The following is a 19,435-nucleotide window of genomic DNA, read 5'->3' on the forward strand; positions in this document are numbered from 1 at the left end:
CGACCAGCCGCGGGGCACGAACGCCCCGCGGCTGGTCACTCCTCGACGAAGCGGTAGATCACGAAGTCCTTCTCCGCGCCGCAGGCGATCACCCGGGTGTTCCACGAGCAGCTGGCGCTGCGCACGTCGGTGAGCTGGCCGAGCTCGTCCGCCTCGCCGGTGGCGGCCCACACCCCGGTCAGGCCGCGGTCGTCCTCGATGGTGCTCGGGGCCTCCGCGAAGACCAGCAGGTTGCCGGCGTCGAGCCGGACGCCGACGCCGGGACGGTCCCGCAGCAGGGCCTTGCCGTCGGCGTCGAAGAGGGTGGTCGTCGACGGCGAGTCGCCCGTACGCACCAGCAGCCGCTCGTCGAGCGGCACGAGCGCGCTCGCGTCCGGCGCGGCCCAGCGCCTCGGCTCCTCGCCCTCGGCGGCCGCCACGACCTCGGTGCGGTCGGCCTCCCCGTCGGGCACCTCCAGCAGGCACGCCCGGTGCTCGCCGCAGGCCACCAGGGCCTTGGGGCGCCGCCGGTCGTCGGGGGCGCGGTAGAGCACCACCGGCTCCTTCGACAGCGCGGTCAGGTCGTACGCGAGCAGTTGGTAGCCGCCCTCGTCGGCCGCCACGTAGAGCCGGTCCCCGTGGGCCGCGAGCAGGTCGTCGAGGTCGGCGACGTTGCCCCGCGGGGCGCCGACGACCGCACCGCTGTCCATCTCGACCAGTCGCACCGAGCGGTCCGCGCCCACCTGCACGAGGCGGCGGCCCTCGCCGTGCCACGGGTCGCGCGGCGCGCCGTCGAGGTACGCCGGCCCGCCCGCGGCCTCGTCGGTGCCGACGGGCAACACCGTGGTGCGCGCGCCGCCGTACTTGTCGGTGGGGTTGGGCAGGTCCCACTTCTCCCGGCCCTGGCCGAGGTCGAGACCGACGAGCCGCTGCTCCGTCCGGTCGACCACCACCGCCGTCCGGTCGGTGAAGTAGACGTCGTCGTCGCCCCGGATCGACCGGGTCCAGCGCCGGTCCCCGGAGTCGTCCAGGACCACCATCTCGCGCGGAGTGCTGGTGCCGGGCGCGTCGGCGTACGCCACCACGGCGCCGGGCACCGCGAGCAGGCGCTCCCAGTCGTCGGCGGCGGTCCCGGTCTGTCTGCGCCACAGCTCGGCGCCGCTGCGGGTGTCGACGGCGATCACCTCGAGCTGCCGGTCGGCCCGCCGGTACGCGAGGTAGGCCCGGTCGCCCAGCACGGCGGTCCACACGCCGGGGGGCCGCTCGTCACCGGCCTTCGGGCGGGCCACCACGGCCAGGTCGTCGAAGGGCAGGCCCGGGTAGCGGTCGCGGGTCAGGTAGAGCACGGCGGCCGTGGTCACCCCGGCGAGGGCGACGACGGCGCCGAGGAGGACCCACCAGGCCCGCTGCCGGCGACTCCCGACCGCCCCGGGCACGCGGGCCGGGCCGCCCGCCGACGGCGGCGCGGCGGGCCCGGACGGCGGCGCCGACACCGGGCCCGCGAACGGCGGCGGCGACGACGGGCCGGCGAACGGCGGCGCCGACACCGGGCCCGCGAACGGCGGCGGCGACGACGGGCCGGCGAACGGCGGCGCGGCCGGGGAGCCGGGCGCCTCCGCGAGGGTCGGCGCGGCACCCGCCGGCAGCGTGGCCGCGAGGGTCGGCGCGGGCAGCGCGGCGCCCGGACGGGCAGCCGGGGCCGGCAGGGTGGCCCCGGGATCCGGGTCCACCGCCGTGGCACCGGGTCGCGGGTGCGGGACCGTGGACGGGGCCGGCAGCGCGGCGGCGGCCGCCGGCGAGGCCGCGTGCCCCGGCCCCGCAGCGGCGGGCGCCGGCGAGGCCGCGTCCTCCGGCCGCGTGGCGGCGGGCGCCGGGGCGACCGGCACGGCGGGGTTGGCGTAGCCGGACGGCGACGCGCCACGGCGCAGCGGCAGGTCGGTGAGCGCGCCCTCGGCCACCGGCAGCTCCGGCTGCTCCAGGACGGTCGGCGCGATCCCCAGGTCGGCGTGGAGCATCCGGGCCACCAGCGGGATCCGCGACGACCCGCCGACCAGGAAGAGCCCGGCGAGCTGCTCCGGGGTGAGCTGGGCCTCCCCGATCACCGCGCGGGCCGCGGCCACGGCGCGCTCGAGCAGCGGCCGGGCCGCCCGGTCGACGTCCTCGCGGGTCAACCGCACCGGCTCGGCCACCCCGGGCACCGCGACCGGCGCGACCGTCCCGCGGGAGAGCAGCTCCTTCGCGCCGCGTACGGCCTCCCAGAGCTGGATGGCGTCGCGGCGCTGGATGGTGTCGGCGGGGGCGGTCAGGCGCCCCCACTGCGCCGCGTACCGCCCCGCGACCAGCTCACCGACCCGGGCGACCAGCGCCGCGTCGACGTCCAGGCCGCCGAGGTCGGGCAGGCCCCCGCAGGAGATGACGGTGAACCCGGAGTCGCCCCACGGGTCGGCACCGTCGTTGCGGACGACGGCGACGTCCAACGTGCCCCCGCCGAAGTCGAAGACCGCGATCGCGCCGCCGACCGGCACCGGACGGCGGAGCACCTCCGTGTAGTAGCGCGCGGCGGCCACCGGTTCGCGCAGCAGCCGCGTGCCGGGCGGGGTCGGGCCCGAGAGGGTGTGCTCGGCCGCCTGCGGCCAGCCGGCGCGCATCAGCGCGTCGCCGAGCACGTGCCGCCGGGCGTCGTCCCACGCCGCCGGGCAGGTGAGTACCGCCGGGGGCAGGAAACCGACCGCCGAGACGGCGGCGCTCCCCACCGCGTGCAGCACCGCGCCGAGCAGCTCCGCGGGGAGGAGGTCACGGTCGCCGAGGCGTACGGTCGGCTCGTCGACGCGGCGCTTCGGGTGGGGCTCGTACCGGGCGGGGTCGGCCTGCGCCAGGCGCCGGGCGTCGAGGCCCGCGTGCAGCGCGCCGTCGGCGTCGGCGTACACGCCGGACGGCATGATCGGCTGACCGTCCACGAGCAACGGTCGGGTGCGCCCGTCCGGCCAGCGCAGCACGGCCACCGTGTTGGACGTACCGAGGTCGACACCGAGCGCGAAGCCCTCGTGCTGGCCTGCCATCTACCGATACCTCCGCCACGACGATGCCCGACCCCGCATCGTACGCAGCCGCCACCGCCGACCTGAGCGACTGGTCAGCGCGCCGGACGTAAGGAACCCGCAACATCCGGCCGGGGCGGCCGGGCGGGCCGCCGTCGCTAGGCTGGCCGGCGGGAGGTGCGCGTGGGGCAGCGGATCCTGGTGGTCGACGACGACCGGACGGTCAGCGACGTGGTCTGCCGCTACCTGGAGCACGCCGGCTACGAGGTCGACCACGTGGGTGACGGGCTCGCGGCCCTCGACGCGGTGCGGGAACGCCGGCCGCACCTGGTGGTGCTGGATCTGATGCTGCCCGGCCTGGACGGGTTGCAGGTGTGCCGGCGGCTGCGGGAACGGCCGGACGGCGTACCCGTCGTCATGCTCACCGCGCGCGGCGACGAGGCCGACCGGGTGCTCGGCCTGCAACTGGGCGCGGACGACTACCTCGGCAAGCCGTTCTCACCGCGGGAGCTGGTGCTGCGCGTCGGCTCCGTGCTGCGCCGCGCCGGCGAGCCCCCGCCCCCGGTTCCGGAGGTCCTCGTGGACGCCGGTCTCGAGGTGGCGACCGGGCCGCGGGTGGCCCGCCTGCACGGCCGGGAGCTGGCGCTGACGCTGCGCGAGTTCGACCTGTTGGCCCACTTCCTGCGCCACCCGGCCCGGGCGTTCCGCCGGGCCGAGCTGCTGGACCAGGTGTGGGGCTGGACGTTCGGCGACGAGTCCACGGTGACCGTGCACGTACGGCGGTTGCGGGAGAAGATCGAGGAGAATCCGGCCTCGCCGCGGCGCATCGTCACCGTGTGGGGCGTCGGCTACCGCTACGAGCCGGCCGATGCGTGACCTCGCGCTGATCTTCGGCGCGGCGCTGGCGGCCGCGCTCTGCGTCGGGCTGGCCGGCGCGGTCGCGCTGCGACTGCTGCGCCACCGGTCGATCACCGTGCACGTCTGTGTGCTGCTCACCGTCACGGTCACGGCGGTGGTCGCGGGTGTGGTGGTGGTCGCCCGGGCGATGTTCCTGTCCGCGCACGACCTCCAGGTCGTGCTGCTCACCGTGGCCGCCGCGGCGGCGGTGAGTCTCGGTGTCGGCTGGTACTTCGGCCGGCGCCTCGCCGTCGCCGCCGTCTGGGCCGACCAGGCACGCGAGCGCGAGCGCCGCGTCGAGAAGGGCCGGCGCGACCTGGTCGCGTGGGTGTCCCACGACCTGCGGACGCCGCTGGCCGGGCTGCGCGCGATGGCCGAGGCGCTGGAGGACCGGGTGGTGGCCGACCCGGCGACGGTCGCCGAGTACCACCGGCGCATGCGGGTGCAGACCGACCGGATGACCCGGCTCGTGGACGACCTGTTCGAGCTCTCCCGCATCAACGCGGGCGCGCTGCGGCTCTCGCTCACCGCGGTGCCGCTCGGGGAGGTGGTCTCCGACGCTCTCGCCGGCGCCGCGCCGCTCGCCGCCGCCCGGCGGATCCGTCTGGTGGCCGCCGAGTCGGGATGGCCGACGGTGCGCGCCAGCGAGCCCGAGCTGGCCCGCGTGGTCGGCAACCTGGTGCTCAACGCCGTGCGGTACACCCCCGACGACGGGACGGTGCGGGTCGACGGCGGGCGGGACTCCGGCGACGTCTGGTTCGCCGTGGCGGACACCTGCGGCGGCATCCCGGAGGAGGACCTTCCACGCCTGTTCGACGTGGCGTTCCGGGGCGAGCCGGCGCGTACGCCGCACAACGGGGAGGGCTCCGGCGGGCTGGGCCTCGCCATCGTGCGCGGGCTCGTGGAGGCGCACGGCGGCCGGGTGGACGTGCGGAACGTGGCCGGCGGGTGCCGGTTCGTGGTCCGGCTGCCGGCCGCCGCCACCGGCTGACCGGGCCCGCCCCTCAGGCGCGTCGGCGGCCCGGCGGTGCCAGTTCGCCGAACCAGCGACCACCGCATCGGAACACCTCACGCACGGCGAGGCCGGCGCGGGCGGCGACCTCGTGCACCGCGCGGACGTCCAGCCGCGCCCAGCGGAACTCCGGCCCGAGCGCCTGCCGGCCGGACCGCCTCGGCGAGGCCACCCGGGCCCGCCCCTGCCAGAGCCCCGGCCCCGGCGGCTCCAGCTCCACCAGCACCGTGCCGGCCCGGTCGAGCAGCGCCCGGCAGCGGGCCAGCAGGGCGACCGGGTCACCCCCGATGCCGATGTTGCCGTCGAGCAGCACCGCGTGCGCCCAGCGTCCCTCGCCGGGCAGCGGCGCGAACAGGTCGCGGTGCAGCGCCACGGCGCCCCGGGAGCGGGCGGCGGCGACCGCGTACGCGCAGATGTCGACCCCGACCGCCGTGACCCCGGCGCGGGCCAGTGCCACGGTGAGCCGCCCCGGACCGCAGCCGAGGTCGAGCGTCGGGCCGGCACAGCGCAGGACCACCTCGGCCGTCGCCGGTTCGGCGGGGCCGTGCCAGCGATCCACCGGCAGCCGTCGGCGCTCCCCGTCGCCGTGCACCAGCCAGTGCCCGCCGGTCGCCCGGCCGCGCAGCGCCGTGGCGAAGCCGTCGGCGTTCACCCCCGGCTCCCGGAGACCAGGGCGCGGCGGACCGCGGCGACCTGCCGGGCGAACCGTCCGGCCGGCGCCTCGGCGGCCACCGCGAGCGCGTCCGGCCACTCGTCGACGTCGCGCAGCAACGGCAACGGCGCGGCCCGCAGACCCCGCTCGACCAGGGCCGACCAGGTGAGCCACCCGGTCCGCGCCGTGGACATGGGCACCGTACGCAGCAGCGGAGCGTGGCCCGGATCCCGCAGCCCCAGCGCCCACCAGCCGCCGTCGAGGGCGGCGCCGAGCACCGCGTCCGCGGTCTCCAGCCGCCGCAGCGCCGCCGCCAGCCCGGTCGCGGTCAGCTGGGGCGTATCCATGCCGATCTGGAGCACGGGTCGCCCCTGGAACGCGTGGGCCACCTCGGCGTACGCGGTGGCGAGCCGGTCGCCGAGCCCGCTGCCCCGCTGCGCCAGCACGGTCCAGCCGTGCAGTGCGGTGACGAGGCCGGCGGCGTCCTCCGCCTCGGTGAGCCGCCCGGCGCAGGCGAGCACCGGGGTCACCCCGGGGGTGGCCCGGACGGCGTCCATGGTGTCCCGCAACGCGGCGGCGGCGATGCGGGCCGCCTGCACGGGGCTCGCCGGTGGGCAGAGCCGGGTCTTCACCGCACCGGGCACGGGCGCCTTCGCGGCCACCAGCAGGACGGTCACCGGTCACCGCCCACGGAGCGCAGCACCCCGGCGAAGTCGCGGGTGGCGCGCAGCGTGCCGCGTACCGAACCGGAGACCTTCGAGCGGGTGCCGGCGGCGCGGGGGGCGTACCGCACGTCGAGTTCGTGGATCCGCCAGCCGGCGGCGGCCGCCCGGATGAGCAGCTCCAGCGGGTAGCCGAAGGCCCGGTCGGTGACGCCGAGGGCGAGAAGCTCCCGCCGGCGGGCCACCCGGATCGGGCTGAGGTCGCGCAGCGGCACGCCCCGGCGCCGCAGCAACGCCGCGACCAGGGCCGTCCCGGCCCGCGCGTGCCACGGCCACGTTCCCGCGCCCACCGGCCGGCGGCGGCCCACCGCGAGGTCCGCCGCCCCCTCGGCCACCGGCGCGACCAGCGCGGGCAGCTCACCCGGGTCGAACGAGCCGTCGGCGTCGAGCACGCACACCAGGTCGCTCTCCGCGGCCTCCAGTCCGGTGTGCACCGCGGCGCCGTAGCCCCGCCGCGGCTCGTGGACCACCCGGGCGCCGTGTCGGGCGGCGACCTCCGGCGAACCGTCGCGCGAGCCGTTGTCGACCACGACGGCCCGGTAGCCCGCCGGCAGGGCGGCCAGCACGCCCGGCAGTGCGGCGGCCTCGTCCAGGCAGGGCAGCACCACGTCGATCGGCGCGCGGTGGGTCAGGGTCGGCATACGGCCGACGCTAGGTCGCCACCGGGGCGTCCGGGGGCGGAACGTCCTTACCGAACGCTTACCGCGCGGGCGATTCTTACCGGACGGTGACAGCCGCGCCGTTCGGCTCCCCCCGGGCGTCGCGCCGCCGTACCGTCCGAGGGTCATGACCTCCGCACCCGCGCTCGTCGCCGCCGCCGGGCGGACCCCGGCCCGCCGCCACCGGGCCGACCTGACGGTGCTCGCCGTCGAGGTGGTGCTGCTCGCCACCGCGGTCGGCGTCGGGCTGGCGTTGAACGCGCGCGGCGTGGCGTTGTACGCCGACGCCGCCCCGCTCTACGCCACCTGGCGGCCGCACCTGGGCTGGGGCACCCCGGCCGCGCTGCTGGTCGCGGTGGTGGTCGTCGCCTGGGGTGCGCGCTGGGCGCGTACCGCCCGCTGGGGCGCCCTGCTGGCTGCCGGCTGGCTGGCGGCGGTCGCCTGGACGCTGTCGCTGGCCCTGGTGGACGGCTGGTCGGCGGGCCTCACCCGGCGGCTCACCGTACAGGCGGAGTACCTGTCGGAGGTGCCGGGCGTCGGGGACGTCGCGGCGCTGCTGTCCGGGTTCACGGCGCGGATCCTCGACTTCCAGCCGGACTCCTGGTCCACACACACGGCCGGGCACCCGCCGGGCGCGCTGCTGCTCTTCGTCTGGCTGGACCGGATCGGCCTGGGCGGCGGCACCGCCGCCGGGCTGGCCTGCGTGCTGGTCGGGGCGACGATCGCGGTGTCGGTGCCGGTCACCCTGCGGGCGCTGGGCGCCCCGGAGGCGGCGCGGGCGGCGGTGCCGTTCCTGGTGCTGCTGCCCGGCGCGGTCTGGGTCGGCGCGTCGGCCGACGGCATCTTCGCCGCCGTGGTGGCCGCCGGGCTGGCCCTGCTGGCGGTGCGCGGCCCGGCCACCGCGGCGCTCGGCGGGGTCCTGCTCGGCTTCGCGCTGCACCTGTCGTACGGCTTCGTGCTGGTCGCGGCGCTGGCGCTCACGGTGCTCGCGCTGCGCCCGGCGGCCCGGCCGCGCGCGCTGCTCGCCGCCGCCGCCGGCGTCGCCGCCGTGGCGGTCACGTTCGCGCTGGCCGGCTTCTCCTGGTGGGAGGGGTACCGGCTGGTCGTGGAGCGCTACCACCAGGGCTGGGGTGGCGAACGCCCCTACTCCTACTGGGTCTGGGCCAACCTCGCGGCCCTGCTGCTCTCCGCCGGCCCGGTGGTCGGGCCGGCGCTGCGCCGCGCGGTGGTCGCCGCCCTGGCCGCCGCACGCGGCGGCTGGCGCCGCGCGGCGCTGGCCACGGCGGTACGCGCAGCCGGCCCGGCCGTCCTGCTGCCGCTCGCCGCGGCGGTGGCCGTGGCGGCGGCAGACGTGTCCGGGCTGAGCAAGGCCGAGGTGGAGCGGATCTGGCTGCCGTTCGCGGTCTGGCTGCTGGTGGCCGCCGCGCTGCTGCCCGCCGGCGCCCGGCGCTGGTGGCTCGCCGGGCAGGCGGTCACCGCGCTCGCCGTGAACCACCTGCTCTGGACGGTCTCCTAGCGGCGGGCCGCGACAGCGGCGCGGTCCGGGAGCCGGGCGGTCAGGCCGGCAGCGCGGCGGGTCCGCGCAGCGGGTCCGTGGCGAAGGCGGCCACGCCGTCGGCGAAGCTCACCAGGGCGGTGAAGCCCAGCAGGTCGGCGGCCCGGGCCGGGTCGGCGACCACGTGCCGCACGTCGGCCGCCCGGGACCCGCCGACCACCACGGGTGACGGCCCGCCCATCGCGTCGGCCAGGGTCCGCGCCAGCTCGCCGACGGTGTGCGGCTCGCCGGAGCAGACGTTGACCGGCACCAGTGCGGCCTGCGGCGGTGCGGCGGTGAGCGCCGACAGGTTCGCCCGCGCCACGTCGGTGACGTGCACGAAGTCGCGGCGCTGCCGGCCGTCCTCCAGCACCCGCGGCGGCCGCCCGGCGGCGAGCGCCGAGCGGAAGATCGAGGCGACGCCCGCGTACGGGGTGTCGCGGGGCATCCGGGGACCGTAGACGTTGTGGTACCGCAGCGCCCAGACCCCGCCCCCGGTCTGCCGGGCCCACGCCCCGGCCAGGTGCTCCTGGGCGAGCTTGGTGGCCGCGTACGTGCTGCGGGGCTCCAGCGGCGCGTCCTCCGGCACCAGGGCCGGGGCGAGCGGGTCGCCGCAGCGAGGGCACGTCGGGTCGTACCGCCCGGCGAGCAGGTCCTCGGCGCGCCGCCGGGACGGGCGCACCACCCCGTGACCGGCGCAGACGTAGCGCCCCTCGCCGTAGACCACCATCGAGCTGGCCAGCACCAGGCGGGACACGCCGGCCCGGTACATCGCGGCGAGCAGCACGGCGGTGCCGAGGTCGTTGTGGGCGGCGTACCCCGGCGCGTCGGACGGGTCGAGGCCGTGCCCCACCATCGCCGCCTGGTGGCAGACCGCGTCCACCCCGGGCAGCAGGCGGTCCAGCAGCGCGGCGTCGCGGACGTCCCCGCGCACCAGGTCGTGCCGGTGCGCCCACGCCGGCGGCTCCCCGCCGTGCGCCTGCGGCAGCAGCGCGTCCAGCGCCACCACCTCGTGCCCCGCGTCGGCGAGCAGGTCGGCGACCTGCGATCCGATGAACCCGGCCGCGCCGGTGACCAGTACCCGCATGTCGGGTCACGGTAGGTCAGCCGGGTGGCCGGGGAGGCCGGTACGCGATTCCCGTAAGGAGTTCGCAACAGGTCGTCTGGGTGGTGGTCGTGGTGCCGCCGGACCGGTAAGCCTCCCGTAATGCCGCAAACCCGGTCCGGGAGCCCGGCGGTCGGCCACCATGTCCAGGAGAGTCGACCGTCCGAGCGCGAGGAGAAGCACGGTGTCCGCGAGCCGCCCCGGACCGTCCGCCCAGGACCCCACCGCCTCCGGCGACCGGGCGGGCGGCTACGGCGCGCCCCGGCGCTTCTGGCGGGCAGTGGACCGGCACCGCCCACCCGGCACGGACGCGGTCACCCGGGGATGGCGCAGTCCGCTGCGCGGGCCGTGGCTGACCTCGGTGTACGGTGCCGTGCTGCTCGCCACGCTGCCGCTGGTGATCGTCACCGGGCTACTGGACTACGCCGCGTACGGCCCGCAGTTCGGTCAGGCGTTCCCCACGGACGTCGGGTGGCTGCGGCTGCCGCACTTCGAGTGGCCGACCCGGCCGGCGTGGCTGTTCCGCCTCACCCAGGGCCTGCACGTGGGGCTCGGGATCGTGCTGATCCCGGTGGTGCTGGCCAAGCTCTGGTCGGTGGTGCCGAAGCTCTTCGACTGGCCGCCCGCCCGCTCGGTGGCGCAGGTGCTCGAACGGCTCTCCCTGCTGCTGCTCGTCGGCGGGATCCTCTTCCAGATCGCCACCGGTCTGCTGAACATCCAGTACGCGTACGTCTTCGGCTTCGACTTCTACACCGCGCACTACTTCGGGGCCTGGGTGTTCACCGCCGCGTTGGTCGTGCACGTGGTGCTGAAGCTGCCCCGGCTGGTGACCGCGCTGCGGTCCCGCCCGGCCGGCGCGGAGCTGCGGACGCCCGCCGCGGCGACCCGACCCGAACCGCCCGACCCGGACGGCCTCGTGCCGGAGCGGCCCGGCCCGCCCACGGTCAGCCGGCGCGGCGCGGTCGCCCTGGTCGGCGGCGGCTCGCTGCTGCTGGCCGCGCTGACCGTCGGGCAGAGCCTGGACGGCCCGCTGCGCCGCACCGCCTGGCTGCTGCCCCGCGGCGAGGACCCGGGCGAGGGCGCCAACGGCTTCCCGGTGAACCGGAGTGCCGAGGCGGCGGGCGTCCGGGCCGCCGACACCGGCCCCGGCTGGCGGCTGGCGCTGCACGGGGACGGACGCACGATCACGCTCGACCGCGCCCGGCTGCTGGCGATGGCGCAGCACACCGCGCGCCTGCCGATCGCCTGCGTGGAGGGCTGGTCCACGACGCAGACCTGGACGGGTGTGCGGCTGCGGGACCTCGCCGCCCTCGCCGGGGTGCCGGAGCCCGCCTCCGCGCACGTGCGGTCCCTGGAGCGGAACGGGCTGTTCCGGCAGGCCACGCTCCAGGCCAACCAGGTGCGCGACCGCGACTCGCTGCTGGCGCTGCGCGTCAACGGGGCGGACCTGTCACTCGACCACGGCTTTCCGGCCCGGATCATCGTCCCGGCGCTGCCCGGCGTGCACTGCACGAAGTGGGTGGCCGACATCGACTTCCGCACCGATGGCTGAGGCGCGGGCCCGGCTGCGGGCCGCGTACGGCGCCGGGCCCCGGCACCTGCTCGTCCTGGTGGCCTGTTTCGTGGTCACCGGCTGGGTGGTGCTGCGGGTGGCCGGGGAGGCGACGGCGGGCCGGATGCTGCTCTGGTTCGTCGGCGCCGTGATCGCCCACGATCTCGTCCTCTTCCCCCTGTACGCGACGGTGGACCGGGCGCTGCGCCGGCTGGTGGGGCTGCCCTCCGGGCCGGCCCCGCAAGCCGAATCGGCACCGAACCCGGCCGACCCGGCACGCCACTGCGCCGACGGCCCGGCACAGGACCCGACGGCCCCGGCCGGCCACCGCGGCGATCCGGCACGGGAGCGCGGCCGGCGGGCTCTGCTCAGCCACCTCCGGGTGCCGCTGCTGGGCTCCGGGCTGCTCTTCCTGGTCTTCCTGCCGAGCGTGCTGGGCTGGGGCGAGGACACCTACCACGCCGCGACCGATCAGGACCGGACCCCCTACCTGACCCGCTGGCTGATCCTGTCCGGCGCCCTGTTCCTACTCAGCGCCGCCACCCACCTCCTCCGCCCCCGCCCGCGTTGATCATGCAGTTGTGGTCGGTGACGAAAGGTACGGACAGGGACCGACCCTGGCACCACAACTGCAAGATCGACGGGAGTGGGGGCGGGAGGGGGCGGTTTCAGGGGGGATTGTTCGGGAAGCACGGGGCGGTCCGCAGAGCCGCCAGCGTCCAGGGGGTACGTCATGGGAAGCCTCGTCCGGCCCGCCAGCCGCGGGCGCCGGAGCCGGAACCGCGGCGGGGGTGCGGCGTGAACGGGCCGGCCGGCGACGAGCCGGTCGGCGAGCTGGAGCTGGTGCACACCTTCACCGGCCCGATGCCGACAGGCGTGACCGTCTCGCACACGGGGCGGATCTTCGTCAACTTCCCCCAGTGGGGTGACCAGCCGCCGGCCACCGTGGTCGAGTTGCGCGACGGCCGGGAGGTGCCCTTCCCCGACGAGCGGTGGAACTCCCCCGGCGGGAACGACGACGCGCAGGCGTTCGTGTCCGTGCAGTCGGTCGTGGTGGACCCGGCCGACCGGCTCTGGGTGGTGGACACCGGCAGCCCGATGTTCCAGCCGACGAAACCCGGCGGGCCGAAGCTGGTGCGGGTGGATCTGGACACCAACCAGGTCGCGCAGGTGATCACGTTCCCGGCCGAGGTGGCGTTGCCCAGCACGTACCTCAACGACGTCCGTTTCGACCTGAGCCGGGGCACGGCCGGCCTCGCGTACCTCACCGACTCGGCGTCCACCGGCCCGAACGGGATCGTCGTCGTCGACCTGGCGTCGGGGCACTCGTGGCGGCGCCTGCACGACCACCCGTCGACGAAGGCGGAGTCGTTGCACGGGTACCGGCCGATGGTCGAGGGGCGGCCGCTGCTGGAGCGGCCGCCGGACGGCCCGCCGAGGCCGCTGGCGATGGGCTCCGACGGGATCGCCATCAGCGCGGACGGGTCCCGGCTCTACTACTGTCCGCTGGCGTCCCGCCGCCTGTACAGCGTGTCCACCGACGCCCTGGCGGACGCCTCGCTGCCCGACGAGGAGGCGGCCGACGCGGTCGTCGACGAGGGCGACAAGGGCACCGGGTCGGACGGCCTGGAGAGCGACGACGCCGGGCGGATCTACCTCACGTCGTACGAGCACAACGCGGTGTTCCGGCGGCTGCCCGACGGGCAGTTCGAGACGCTGGTGCACGATCCGCGGCTGCTCTGGCCCGACACCATGTCGGTGGCCGCCGACGGGCACCTGTACGTCACCGCCAACCAGCTGCACCGTCAGGCCACCTACCAGGGCGGGCAGGACCAGCGGCGCAAGCCGTACGCCCTGTTCCGGACCCCGATCGACGCCGGGCCGGTGCTGCTGCGCTGAGCCGCCACCCGGCCGCGGCGGCACGCAGCCGCAACGCGCAGCCGGCCGTGACGCGCGGCCGGCGGCGGCGCGCAGCCGGCGGCGGGGGGCGGCGGCCGGTCGGTCAGGCGGCCAACACCAGCTCGCGCAGCCGGGCGTCGAGCGCGGCCGCGTCCAGCCCGCCGGGCCAGCCCCGCAGCAGCGCGCCGCCCTTGGCGACGACGACCACCGCGGGTGGCTCGCGGACGGCGTACGACCGCGATATCGCGCCGCCGTCGTCGACCACGACGGGGTACTCCACGCGGTGCTCCCGCAGGTACCGCTGCACGTCCGGCGCCTGGTCCTCGGCGACCACACCGACGAACACCACCGTGTCCCGGTGGGTGCGGGCCAGCTCGCTGAGGGCGTCCTGCCGCTGCGCGCAGACGGTGCACCAGGAGGTGAAGAAGACGAGCACGACCGGCCGGTCGGCCCACAGGTCGGCGAAGGCGACGCGGTTGCCGTCGGTGAGCGTGCCGGTGACGGCGGGCGCTCCGGGCGCGCCGGACGGGGGCGGGCGCAGCGCGAGCCCCGCGGGCGCCGGCCCGGGCAGCGCGGAGGAGCCGCCGACGACCGGCTGCTCCGGTGCCGCGCCGTCGTCACCACCGGAGCAGGCGGCCGCGGCGAGGACGCCGACCAGCACCAGCGCGGCGGCGGCCCAGCGGAGCGTACGGCGGAGGGTCATGACGGCACCACCGCGACGAGCGCCGGGCCCTCGCTGTCGTTGCGGGTGAGGGCGATCGGCGGGCGGCCGTCGACGACCAGCCGGTACGCGTCCCGCGCGGCCACCGTGACCGGCACGGCGAACTCGCAGTACGTGGGCACCCGCTGCACCTCCAGGTCCTCCTCGAACGTCGCCACCGACGTGCCGCCGGGTAGGACGCCCTCGGCCAGCGTCTCGCCGGCCGCGTCAATCACCTGGAACGGCGCACGGTTGTGGAAGTGGGTGTAGGGGCCGGTGCCGGCGCACTCGACGCCCTCCGGCCGGATGTTGATGTCCCGGACGAGCACCCGCACGGTCGTCGCCGAGCGGGCCTCCTCCCCGTCACCGCAGGCGGTCAACGCGCCGGTGAGCAGCGACGGCAGCAACAGGGCTGCCAGCAGGCGCCGCATCCGTCCTCCCAGGTCGTCGGGGGTGGGGCCCGGGCGGGGTGGCCGCCACCGGGGCGGGGCCCGGGGTGGTGGGTACGGGATCACCCACCACCCCGGGGCGTGCCGTGGCTCAGCCGAGCAGGGCCCGGGGCCGCTCGACGCGGCACTGGCTGGTCACGGTCTTGCTGGGGTCGCTCTCCGAGGTGGCGGTGAGCGTCACCAGGGTGGTCGCGCTCGCGTGGCGGCTGGCGCCCACCGAGACGTTGACCGGCGTGGTCGCGCCGAACCGGGCCGTGGCCAGCTCGTTCGGCAGCTCCACCCGCCAGCCGTTGCCGCCGACGCTCGCCGTGAGACGGTACACGTCGGACTTCAGCTGCTCCGTCACGTCCTCCGGGTGCGGCTGGCCGGCGGCCACGTACCGGCCGGTGTTGGTGAGGTCGAACGTGCAGCTCGCACCCTTGCCGGTCGGCTTGCCCCGGGTCACCAGGTGGCCCTTGGACAGCTTCACGCCGTGCCGGCTCGGCCCGGCGCCGTCCAGCGAACGGACGGCCACCGTGTACGACAGCACGCCGGCGCGGTCCCGGCGCAGGTTGAGCACGTAGAAGTGCAGCCGGTTGGCCTCGTCGACGTACTCGTACTCGCTGCCCGAGTTGGCGCCCGCGTGGAACAGCGCGTCGGAGAGCTGCCGGTAGTCGCCCATGGTGATCTTCTGCGGGGTGCCGTCGGGCTGGTAGAAGTCCACCATGTCGATGTCCTGCGGGTTGGCGTCGACGACCCACTGGAACGGCGCGCTGTCGGTGTTCTTGGTCTTGCTGATCAGCACGCCGCTGTCCGGGGTGAACGAGTCCGCGCCCATCCGGTCGACGACCTCGACGGTGTAGTTGTTGTACCGGCCGCCGTCGCAGAGCGGGTCGGTGTTGACCGTGCACGCGGGCGAACGGTCGGCGTCCATGGCGATGTTGACGCCGGTCAGCCCGCCCTCGCCGGCGTCCACCGCCCGGGCCGTGACGTCGGCGACGACCAGGCCGGAGGTCGCCAGCCCCTCCCGCGAGAGGCGCAGCACGTGCTCCTCACCGACCAACCCGATCTTCATCTTGTCCCGCAGCGTGTGCAGCGAGCCCATCGAGCCGCCGTTCACCGGTGGAATCTGCCAGCGGGTGTGCGGGCCGCCGGGGCCGTTGAAGGAGCCGCGCGACATCATGCTCCAGATGCCGGTGTACGCGCGGCGCAACGGGGTGCCGTACGGGTTGTTGTAGTTGTCGCCGATGCTGAGCAGGTGGCTCAGCTCGTGGGCGTACACGCCCATGCCGGAGCTCTCCGCCTGGGTCGACGAGCCGCCGCCCGCGTTCGGCCAGATGGTGGCCGCCGCCTTCCACGACGTCCACGGGACGTACCGGGTCGACGCGTAGTTGGGCAGGGCCGGGTCCGGCGGGCCCCACGCGTCCGGCACGTCCTCCTTGGTCTGGAACATCATCTGGCCGAACTCCTGCCAGGTGGACGACTCGTCCTGGCCGGCGGAGAGGATGAAGACCAGCTCGAAGCTGTCGGCCACCTCCTCGCCGACCGCCGCGCGCCAGGCGCCCAGCCCGTCGGTGCGGATGTTCTTGGCGCACGTCTCGCCGGAGGGGCAGGCGCCGGGGTTGAAGCCGTTGTCGATGCCGTACTGGTACGACTTCGCCGGCATCTCGTACGGCCCGAAGCCGGTGAGGTCCACGCCGTAGCGGCCGTTGGAGTCCTGCATCCAGTACTCGTGCAGGGTGTGGCCCCGGTTCAGCTCACCCGGCTTGTTGAGGAAGTCCCGGTAGAACTGGGCGACCTGGTCCCGCGGGATGTTGCTGGCGCTGGCCTGCGGGTTGCCGAAGACCGTCGAGTTCGGGGGCTGCGTGACGACGAACGGCTGGTCGGGATAGTCCAGAGTGACCAGTGCGATGTTGAAGTTGCGGACCGACCCGCGCACGGTGGGGTCGGCCCAGTTCTTGCCGGGCACCGGGACGTAGTCGTCCCACGTCATCGTGTCCGGGTTCTGCCAGTCCTGCGGGTCGAGCACCTGGAACGGGGCGGGTCCGTCCGGTGGGTGGCCCGGTGCGGCGGTGGCCGGTCCGGCGGAGCCGGTCGAGACCAGGACGGTCGCGACCGCGGCGGCCAGCACCGAACGCCACACCGCGCGCCTGGGGGGCAGAGGGTGCATCACGTCACCTCTCAGGTCGGGGGCTCGGAAGGCGGGGCGATCGAGCCGGCGACACGCACCGTCCCGATGATCACGCCGAAGGTGAATCTATGAGTCCCACCGGCCACGGTCACTGTGCAGATGTCGGTAGGTGGACCGCCGCGGCTTCCGACAAGTGCAGGAGACGTCGCCGCGGACGTACCCGGGTCGCGGGCCGTCCGGCCGGTCGCCGGGTGGTCGCCCGGCCGTCTACCGCGTTCCGCGGCGGGAGGTGGTGGTGCGCCACCTCACCGCGGCGGTGACCGACGCGTCGGGGCGGGACGCGATCCTCGTCGCCGAGCGCCGCGACGGCCGGGGTGGTCGGGATGGTCGAGGTGCTGCGGAACCCCGAGCCGCCGGAGCACCAGATCCTGCGTCCCGGGCCTCGACGCGGGTCCACCCGGTGGTGCGGGCCGATGCCCGAGCGCTCGGGGTGGGATCCGCACTGCTGGACGCGGCCGCACGGTGGGCCACCGACCGGGGGATCAGCCGGCTGTCGGCCGGGATCCACCACGCCAACACCGGCGCGGTGCGCTTCTACCGCCGGCACGGCTACGCCGATTCCGGCATCTCCCTGATCAGACCCCTGCCGGGCTAGCGCCCGGGTGCCGGGGCGCCGCGCCCGGGACGGGGGCGGACGTCAGCGCTGGGTGCGGACGTCGGCACTGGAGGGGGACGTCGGCACTGGAGGGGGACGTCAGCGCTGGGTGCGGTCGTCGATCTCGGTGCCGGACTCGCCGGGCCGGGCGCCGATCGACTCCTCGGCGGCACGCCCGCCGGTGCTCTCGTCCCCGAGGTCGAGGCTGCTGCGGGGTAGCCCCGCCAGGTGCGCCGGGTCCTCCGTCGGCTGGTCGACGGCCTCGGCGGGCTGCTGGTCGGCGGCCGAGGCCGTCTGGGCGCCCGGGCCGCCGGCGGACTCGCGACGTCCGACGCCCTTGCCGCGGTAAGGCGAGGAAACACCCGGTTCGTCCCGTTCGGCCAGCCTGGTGTCGGCCGGTCCGCCGTCCGGCTCGGCCAACCCGGCACGGCGCAGCATCTCGACCAACTGGTCGTGCGGCATGCGCTCGGCGCCCGGGATCCCGGCGCCCCGTGCGATCGACCGGAGGGTCGTCAGGTCCTGGTCCGCGAAGGTCTCGGCCATGCCCGCAGGCTTCCCCGGCGGCCGCAGCGGAAACCCCCGCCGGCGTGGCCCTTCGGCGGCGCCCTCACAGCTGGGCGGCCTCGGCCTCCGCGGCCCGGCCCGGCGTCACCCGTCCCGCCGGCTCCGGCACCACGGACACGGTGGCCCGGCGGTCCGGCGCGCGCCGGGCGCGCACCATCTCCCACAGCCGGTTCGACCAGCCGGCGAGCAACAGCGCCAGCATCGCGGCCCCGACCGACCAGGCGAGCAGATCCGTGCCGGTCCGGACGGCGGGCAGGGTGGCGGCCAGGGCCACCGAGGAGACGCCCGGGAAGATCAGACCCATGGCCGCGGCCTGCGCGAGGTGCCCGTTGCGCTTCCGGGCCCAGTAGAAGGCCTCCCAGCCGAAGAGCGTCGGGTCGCCGGTGTGCCGGGCGATGGCCGGGCTCAGCACCTGCTCGATGTACTCCCCCGCGATGCGGATGTCGCGGTACTGCGAGACGACGTTGAGGCCCAGCGCCGCGCTGACGAGCGGCAGGAGGAGCAGGAGGCGCGGATCGGCCTTCTCGGCGAGGACGAACCCGGCCACGGCCGCGACGACCGTGAGATGCAGACCGATGACGTTCTGGTTGTGGCTGGCCTTGCGTTCGATGGTGCTCCGGATCGCCGCGGCGTCGGCCAGCGCGGCGGTCAGGGCACGGTCCGGCGTTCCCTCGGTCATGACGTCCTCTCTGCGCGCCTCCCCTCCCGGTCTATCAGGCGCGATCAATGCCGTGGGTGGACCCGCCACGGCGCGGCCGGCCGGCCGTCGCGCCGTCGATAGGCTGAGCCGGTGACCGGTGAGCCGTGGACCCGCCTGCTCGACCGCCCGACGCCGCTCGTCGGGGCGCCGATGGCCGGAGGCGGCACCACCCCGGCCCTGGTACGGGCCGTGACGGCGGCCGGCGGGCTCGGCTTCCTTCCGGCCGGTTACCGGACGCCCGACGCGGTCGCCGCCGACCTGGCCGACCTGCGGGCCACCGACACCCCGTGCGGCGTCAACCTTTTCGTGCCCGGCCCGCGCGAGATCGACGAGACCACCTTCCGCCGGTACGCCCGCGCGATCGCCGCCGAGGGTGAGCCGTACGGGCTGGACCTGGCCGCGGCGCCGCTGGTGCACGACGACGACCACTGGGCCGACAAGATCGACCTGCTGGTGCGGCACCCCGTGCCGGTGGTCAGCTTCACGTTCGGGCTGCCCGACCCGGCGGCGCTGGCCCGGCTTCGCCGCGCCGGCTCACGGGTCCTGGTCACCGTCACCTCGGTGGACGAGGCACTCGCCGCCCGGGACCTGGGCGTCGACGGGCTCGTCGCCCAGGGCACCGAGGCCGGCGGCCACAGCGGCACCCACACCCCGAGCCGGCCGGCGCCGCCGACCTCCACCCTGCCGCTGGTGCGGGACGTGACCGTCGCCGCCGGCCTGCCCGTGGTGGCCACCGGCGGCGTCGCGGGCCCACAGGACGTGCGTGACCTGCTCGCCGCCGGCGCGAGCGCGGTCGCGGTGGGAACCCTGCTGCTGCGTACCGACGAGAGCGGCGCCAGCCGCACCCACCGCGAGGCGCTGGCCGACCCGGCCCGCACCGGCACCGTGCTGACCCGCGCCTTCACCGGACGGCCGGCCCGCGGCCTGCGCAACGCGTTCATCGATCGGTACGAGCCGGCGGCGCCGCTCGGCTACCCGGAGGTGCACCACCTGACCCGGGGCATGCGGGCGGCGGCCGCCGCGGCCGGGCACGCGGACCGGCTGCACCTGTGGGCGGGCACCGGCTACCGGCACGCCACCACCGGCCCCGCCCGGGCCGTGGTCGAACGCCTGACGTCCGCCCTCTGACCGGCGCCCCGTTTCGCGCCCCGGCCGCCACAACCGCGCCGCGGGCGCGCCGCCCCGGCAGCCGCGACCACAAACCGGAA

The 19,435-nt window shown here is 76.3% G+C and carries 18 protein-coding genes; 8 read left to right on the forward strand and 10 right to left on the reverse strand.

Translation table 11 applies throughout. The features are described from left to right. Positions 1–35: 35 nt before the first annotated feature. Positions 36–3,038 carry an Hsp70 family protein gene (locus tag SM573_RS22530; RefSeq protein ID WP_474616984.1) on the reverse strand — a complete coding sequence of 1,001 codons (3,003 nt, stop codon included), beginning with the start codon at positions 3,036–3,038 and terminating at the stop codon, positions 36–38. 162 nt (positions 3,039–3,200) lie between these two features. Here SM573_RS22530 and SM573_RS22535 point away from each other — a divergent pair, with 162 nt between their 5' ends. Together SM573_RS22535 and SM573_RS22540 are read left to right on the forward strand one after the other, a co-directional pair. Continuing rightward, positions 3,201–3,893 (forward strand): response regulator transcription factor, encoded by a 693-nt coding sequence (locus SM573_RS22535; RefSeq protein WP_474610549.1) that lies wholly within the window; start codon positions 3,201–3,203, stop codon positions 3,891–3,893. Then, positions 3,886–4,905 carry a sensor histidine kinase gene (locus SM573_RS22540; RefSeq protein WP_474616985.1) on the forward strand — a complete coding sequence of 340 codons (1,020 nt, stop codon included), beginning with the start codon at positions 3,886–3,888 and terminating at the stop codon, positions 4,903–4,905. Before SM573_RS22535 ends, SM573_RS22540 begins: the two co-directional genes overlap by 8 nt. Positions 4,906–4,918: 13 nt before the next feature. Here SM573_RS22540 and SM573_RS22545 read toward each other — a convergent pair whose 3' ends face one another. Genes SM573_RS22545 through SM573_RS22555 form a run of 3 tightly spaced genes read right to left on the reverse strand, consistent with a single transcriptional unit; the run spans position 4,919 to position 6,941 of the window. Further along, complete coding sequence (locus SM573_RS22545; RefSeq protein WP_474610551.1) at positions 4,919–5,578, reverse strand: class I SAM-dependent methyltransferase; 660 nt, start codon at positions 5,576–5,578, stop codon at positions 4,919–4,921. Continuing rightward, positions 5,575–6,255, reverse strand: coding sequence for a TIGR04282 family arsenosugar biosynthesis glycosyltransferase (locus SM573_RS22550; protein WP_474616986.1), 681 nt, complete (start codon positions 6,253–6,255; stop codon positions 5,575–5,577). Before SM573_RS22550 ends, SM573_RS22545 begins: the two co-directional genes overlap by 4 nt. Continuing rightward, positions 6,252–6,941 carry a glycosyltransferase family 2 protein gene (locus SM573_RS22555; protein WP_474610553.1) on the reverse strand — a complete coding sequence of 230 codons (690 nt, stop codon included), beginning with the start codon at positions 6,939–6,941 and terminating at the stop codon, positions 6,252–6,254. Before SM573_RS22555 ends, SM573_RS22550 begins: the two co-directional genes overlap by 4 nt. A 145-nt stretch (positions 6,942–7,086) precedes the next feature. Between SM573_RS22555 and SM573_RS22560 the strand changes: the two genes are divergently transcribed. After that, positions 7,087–8,475 (forward strand): hypothetical protein, encoded by a 1,389-nt coding sequence (locus SM573_RS22560; protein ID WP_474616987.1) that lies wholly within the window; start codon positions 7,087–7,089, stop codon positions 8,473–8,475. A 40-nt stretch (positions 8,476–8,515) separates the two neighbouring features. On the opposite strand, the gene SM573_RS22565 is transcribed toward SM573_RS22560, so the two are convergent. Beyond that, positions 8,516–9,580, reverse strand: coding sequence for an NAD-dependent epimerase/dehydratase family protein (locus SM573_RS22565; RefSeq protein WP_474616988.1), 1,065 nt, complete (start codon positions 9,578–9,580; stop codon positions 8,516–8,518). A gap of 202 nt (positions 9,581–9,782) precedes the next feature. Here SM573_RS22565 and SM573_RS22570 point away from each other — a divergent pair, with 202 nt between their 5' ends. The 3 genes from SM573_RS22570 (at position 9,783) to SM573_RS22580 (ending at position 13,049) form a co-directional block, all read left to right on the forward strand. Next, positions 9,783–11,150 (forward strand): molybdopterin-dependent oxidoreductase, encoded by a 1,368-nt coding sequence (locus tag SM573_RS22570; protein ID WP_474610556.1) that lies wholly within the window; start codon positions 9,783–9,785, stop codon positions 11,148–11,150. Then, positions 11,143–11,721 (forward strand): hypothetical protein, encoded by a 579-nt coding sequence (locus SM573_RS22575; protein ID WP_474616989.1) that lies wholly within the window; start codon positions 11,143–11,145, stop codon positions 11,719–11,721. Before SM573_RS22570 ends, SM573_RS22575 begins: the two co-directional genes overlap by 8 nt. A 227-nt stretch (positions 11,722–11,948) precedes the next feature. Then, complete coding sequence (locus SM573_RS22580) at positions 11,949–13,049, forward strand: L-dopachrome tautomerase-related protein (RefSeq protein WP_474610558.1); 1,101 nt, start codon at positions 11,949–11,951, stop codon at positions 13,047–13,049. Positions 13,050–13,152: 103 nt separating this feature from the next. Here the strand turns inward: SM573_RS22580 and SM573_RS22585 are convergent, their stop codons facing one another. The 3 genes from SM573_RS22585 to SM573_RS22595 all read right to left on the reverse strand — a co-directional run bounded on the left by SM573_RS22585 (position 13,153) and on the right by SM573_RS22595 (position 16,347). Then, entirely contained in the window at positions 13,153–13,752 is a 600-nt protein-coding gene (locus tag SM573_RS22585) for a TlpA family protein disulfide reductase (RefSeq protein ID WP_474616990.1), read from the reverse strand. After that, the gene (locus SM573_RS22590; protein ID WP_474610560.1) at positions 13,749–14,180 is read right to left on the reverse strand and encodes a hypothetical protein; all 432 of its coding nucleotides are present in this window, start codon (positions 14,178–14,180) and stop codon (positions 13,749–13,751) included. Before SM573_RS22590 ends, SM573_RS22585 begins: the two co-directional genes overlap by 4 nt. Positions 14,181–14,289: 109 nt before the next feature. After that, positions 14,290–16,347: a M6 family metalloprotease domain-containing protein gene (locus SM573_RS22595; protein ID WP_474610561.1), complete on the reverse strand. Its 2,058-nt coding sequence runs from the start codon at positions 16,345–16,347 to the stop codon at positions 14,290–14,292. A 424-nt stretch (positions 16,348–16,771) separates the two neighbouring features. On the opposite strand from SM573_RS22595, the gene SM573_RS22600 reads away from it, so the two are divergent. Beyond that, complete coding sequence (locus tag SM573_RS22600; protein WP_474617106.1) at positions 16,772–16,963, forward strand: GNAT family N-acetyltransferase; 192 nt, start codon at positions 16,772–16,774, stop codon at positions 16,961–16,963. Positions 16,964–17,062: 99 nt separating this feature from the next. Here the strand turns inward: SM573_RS22600 and SM573_RS22605 are convergent, their stop codons facing one another. Both SM573_RS22605 and SM573_RS22610 read right to left on the reverse strand, forming a co-directional pair. Next, positions 17,063–17,506: a hypothetical protein gene (locus tag SM573_RS22605; RefSeq protein WP_474610984.1), complete on the reverse strand. Its 444-nt coding sequence runs from the start codon at positions 17,504–17,506 to the stop codon at positions 17,063–17,065. A gap of 64 nt (positions 17,507–17,570) precedes the next feature. Beyond that, positions 17,571–18,206 (reverse strand): hypothetical protein, encoded by a 636-nt coding sequence (locus SM573_RS22610; protein ID WP_474616991.1) that lies wholly within the window; start codon positions 18,204–18,206, stop codon positions 17,571–17,573. A gap of 111 nt (positions 18,207–18,317) precedes the next feature. Here SM573_RS22610 and SM573_RS22615 point away from each other — a divergent pair, with 111 nt between their 5' ends. Next, positions 18,318–19,355: an NAD(P)H-dependent flavin oxidoreductase gene (locus SM573_RS22615; protein WP_474610564.1), complete on the forward strand. Its 1,038-nt coding sequence runs from the start codon at positions 18,318–18,320 to the stop codon at positions 19,353–19,355. Positions 19,356–19,435 lie beyond the last annotated feature (80 nt).

The sequence above is a fragment of the Micromonospora xinjiangensis genome (assembly GCF_056150165.1).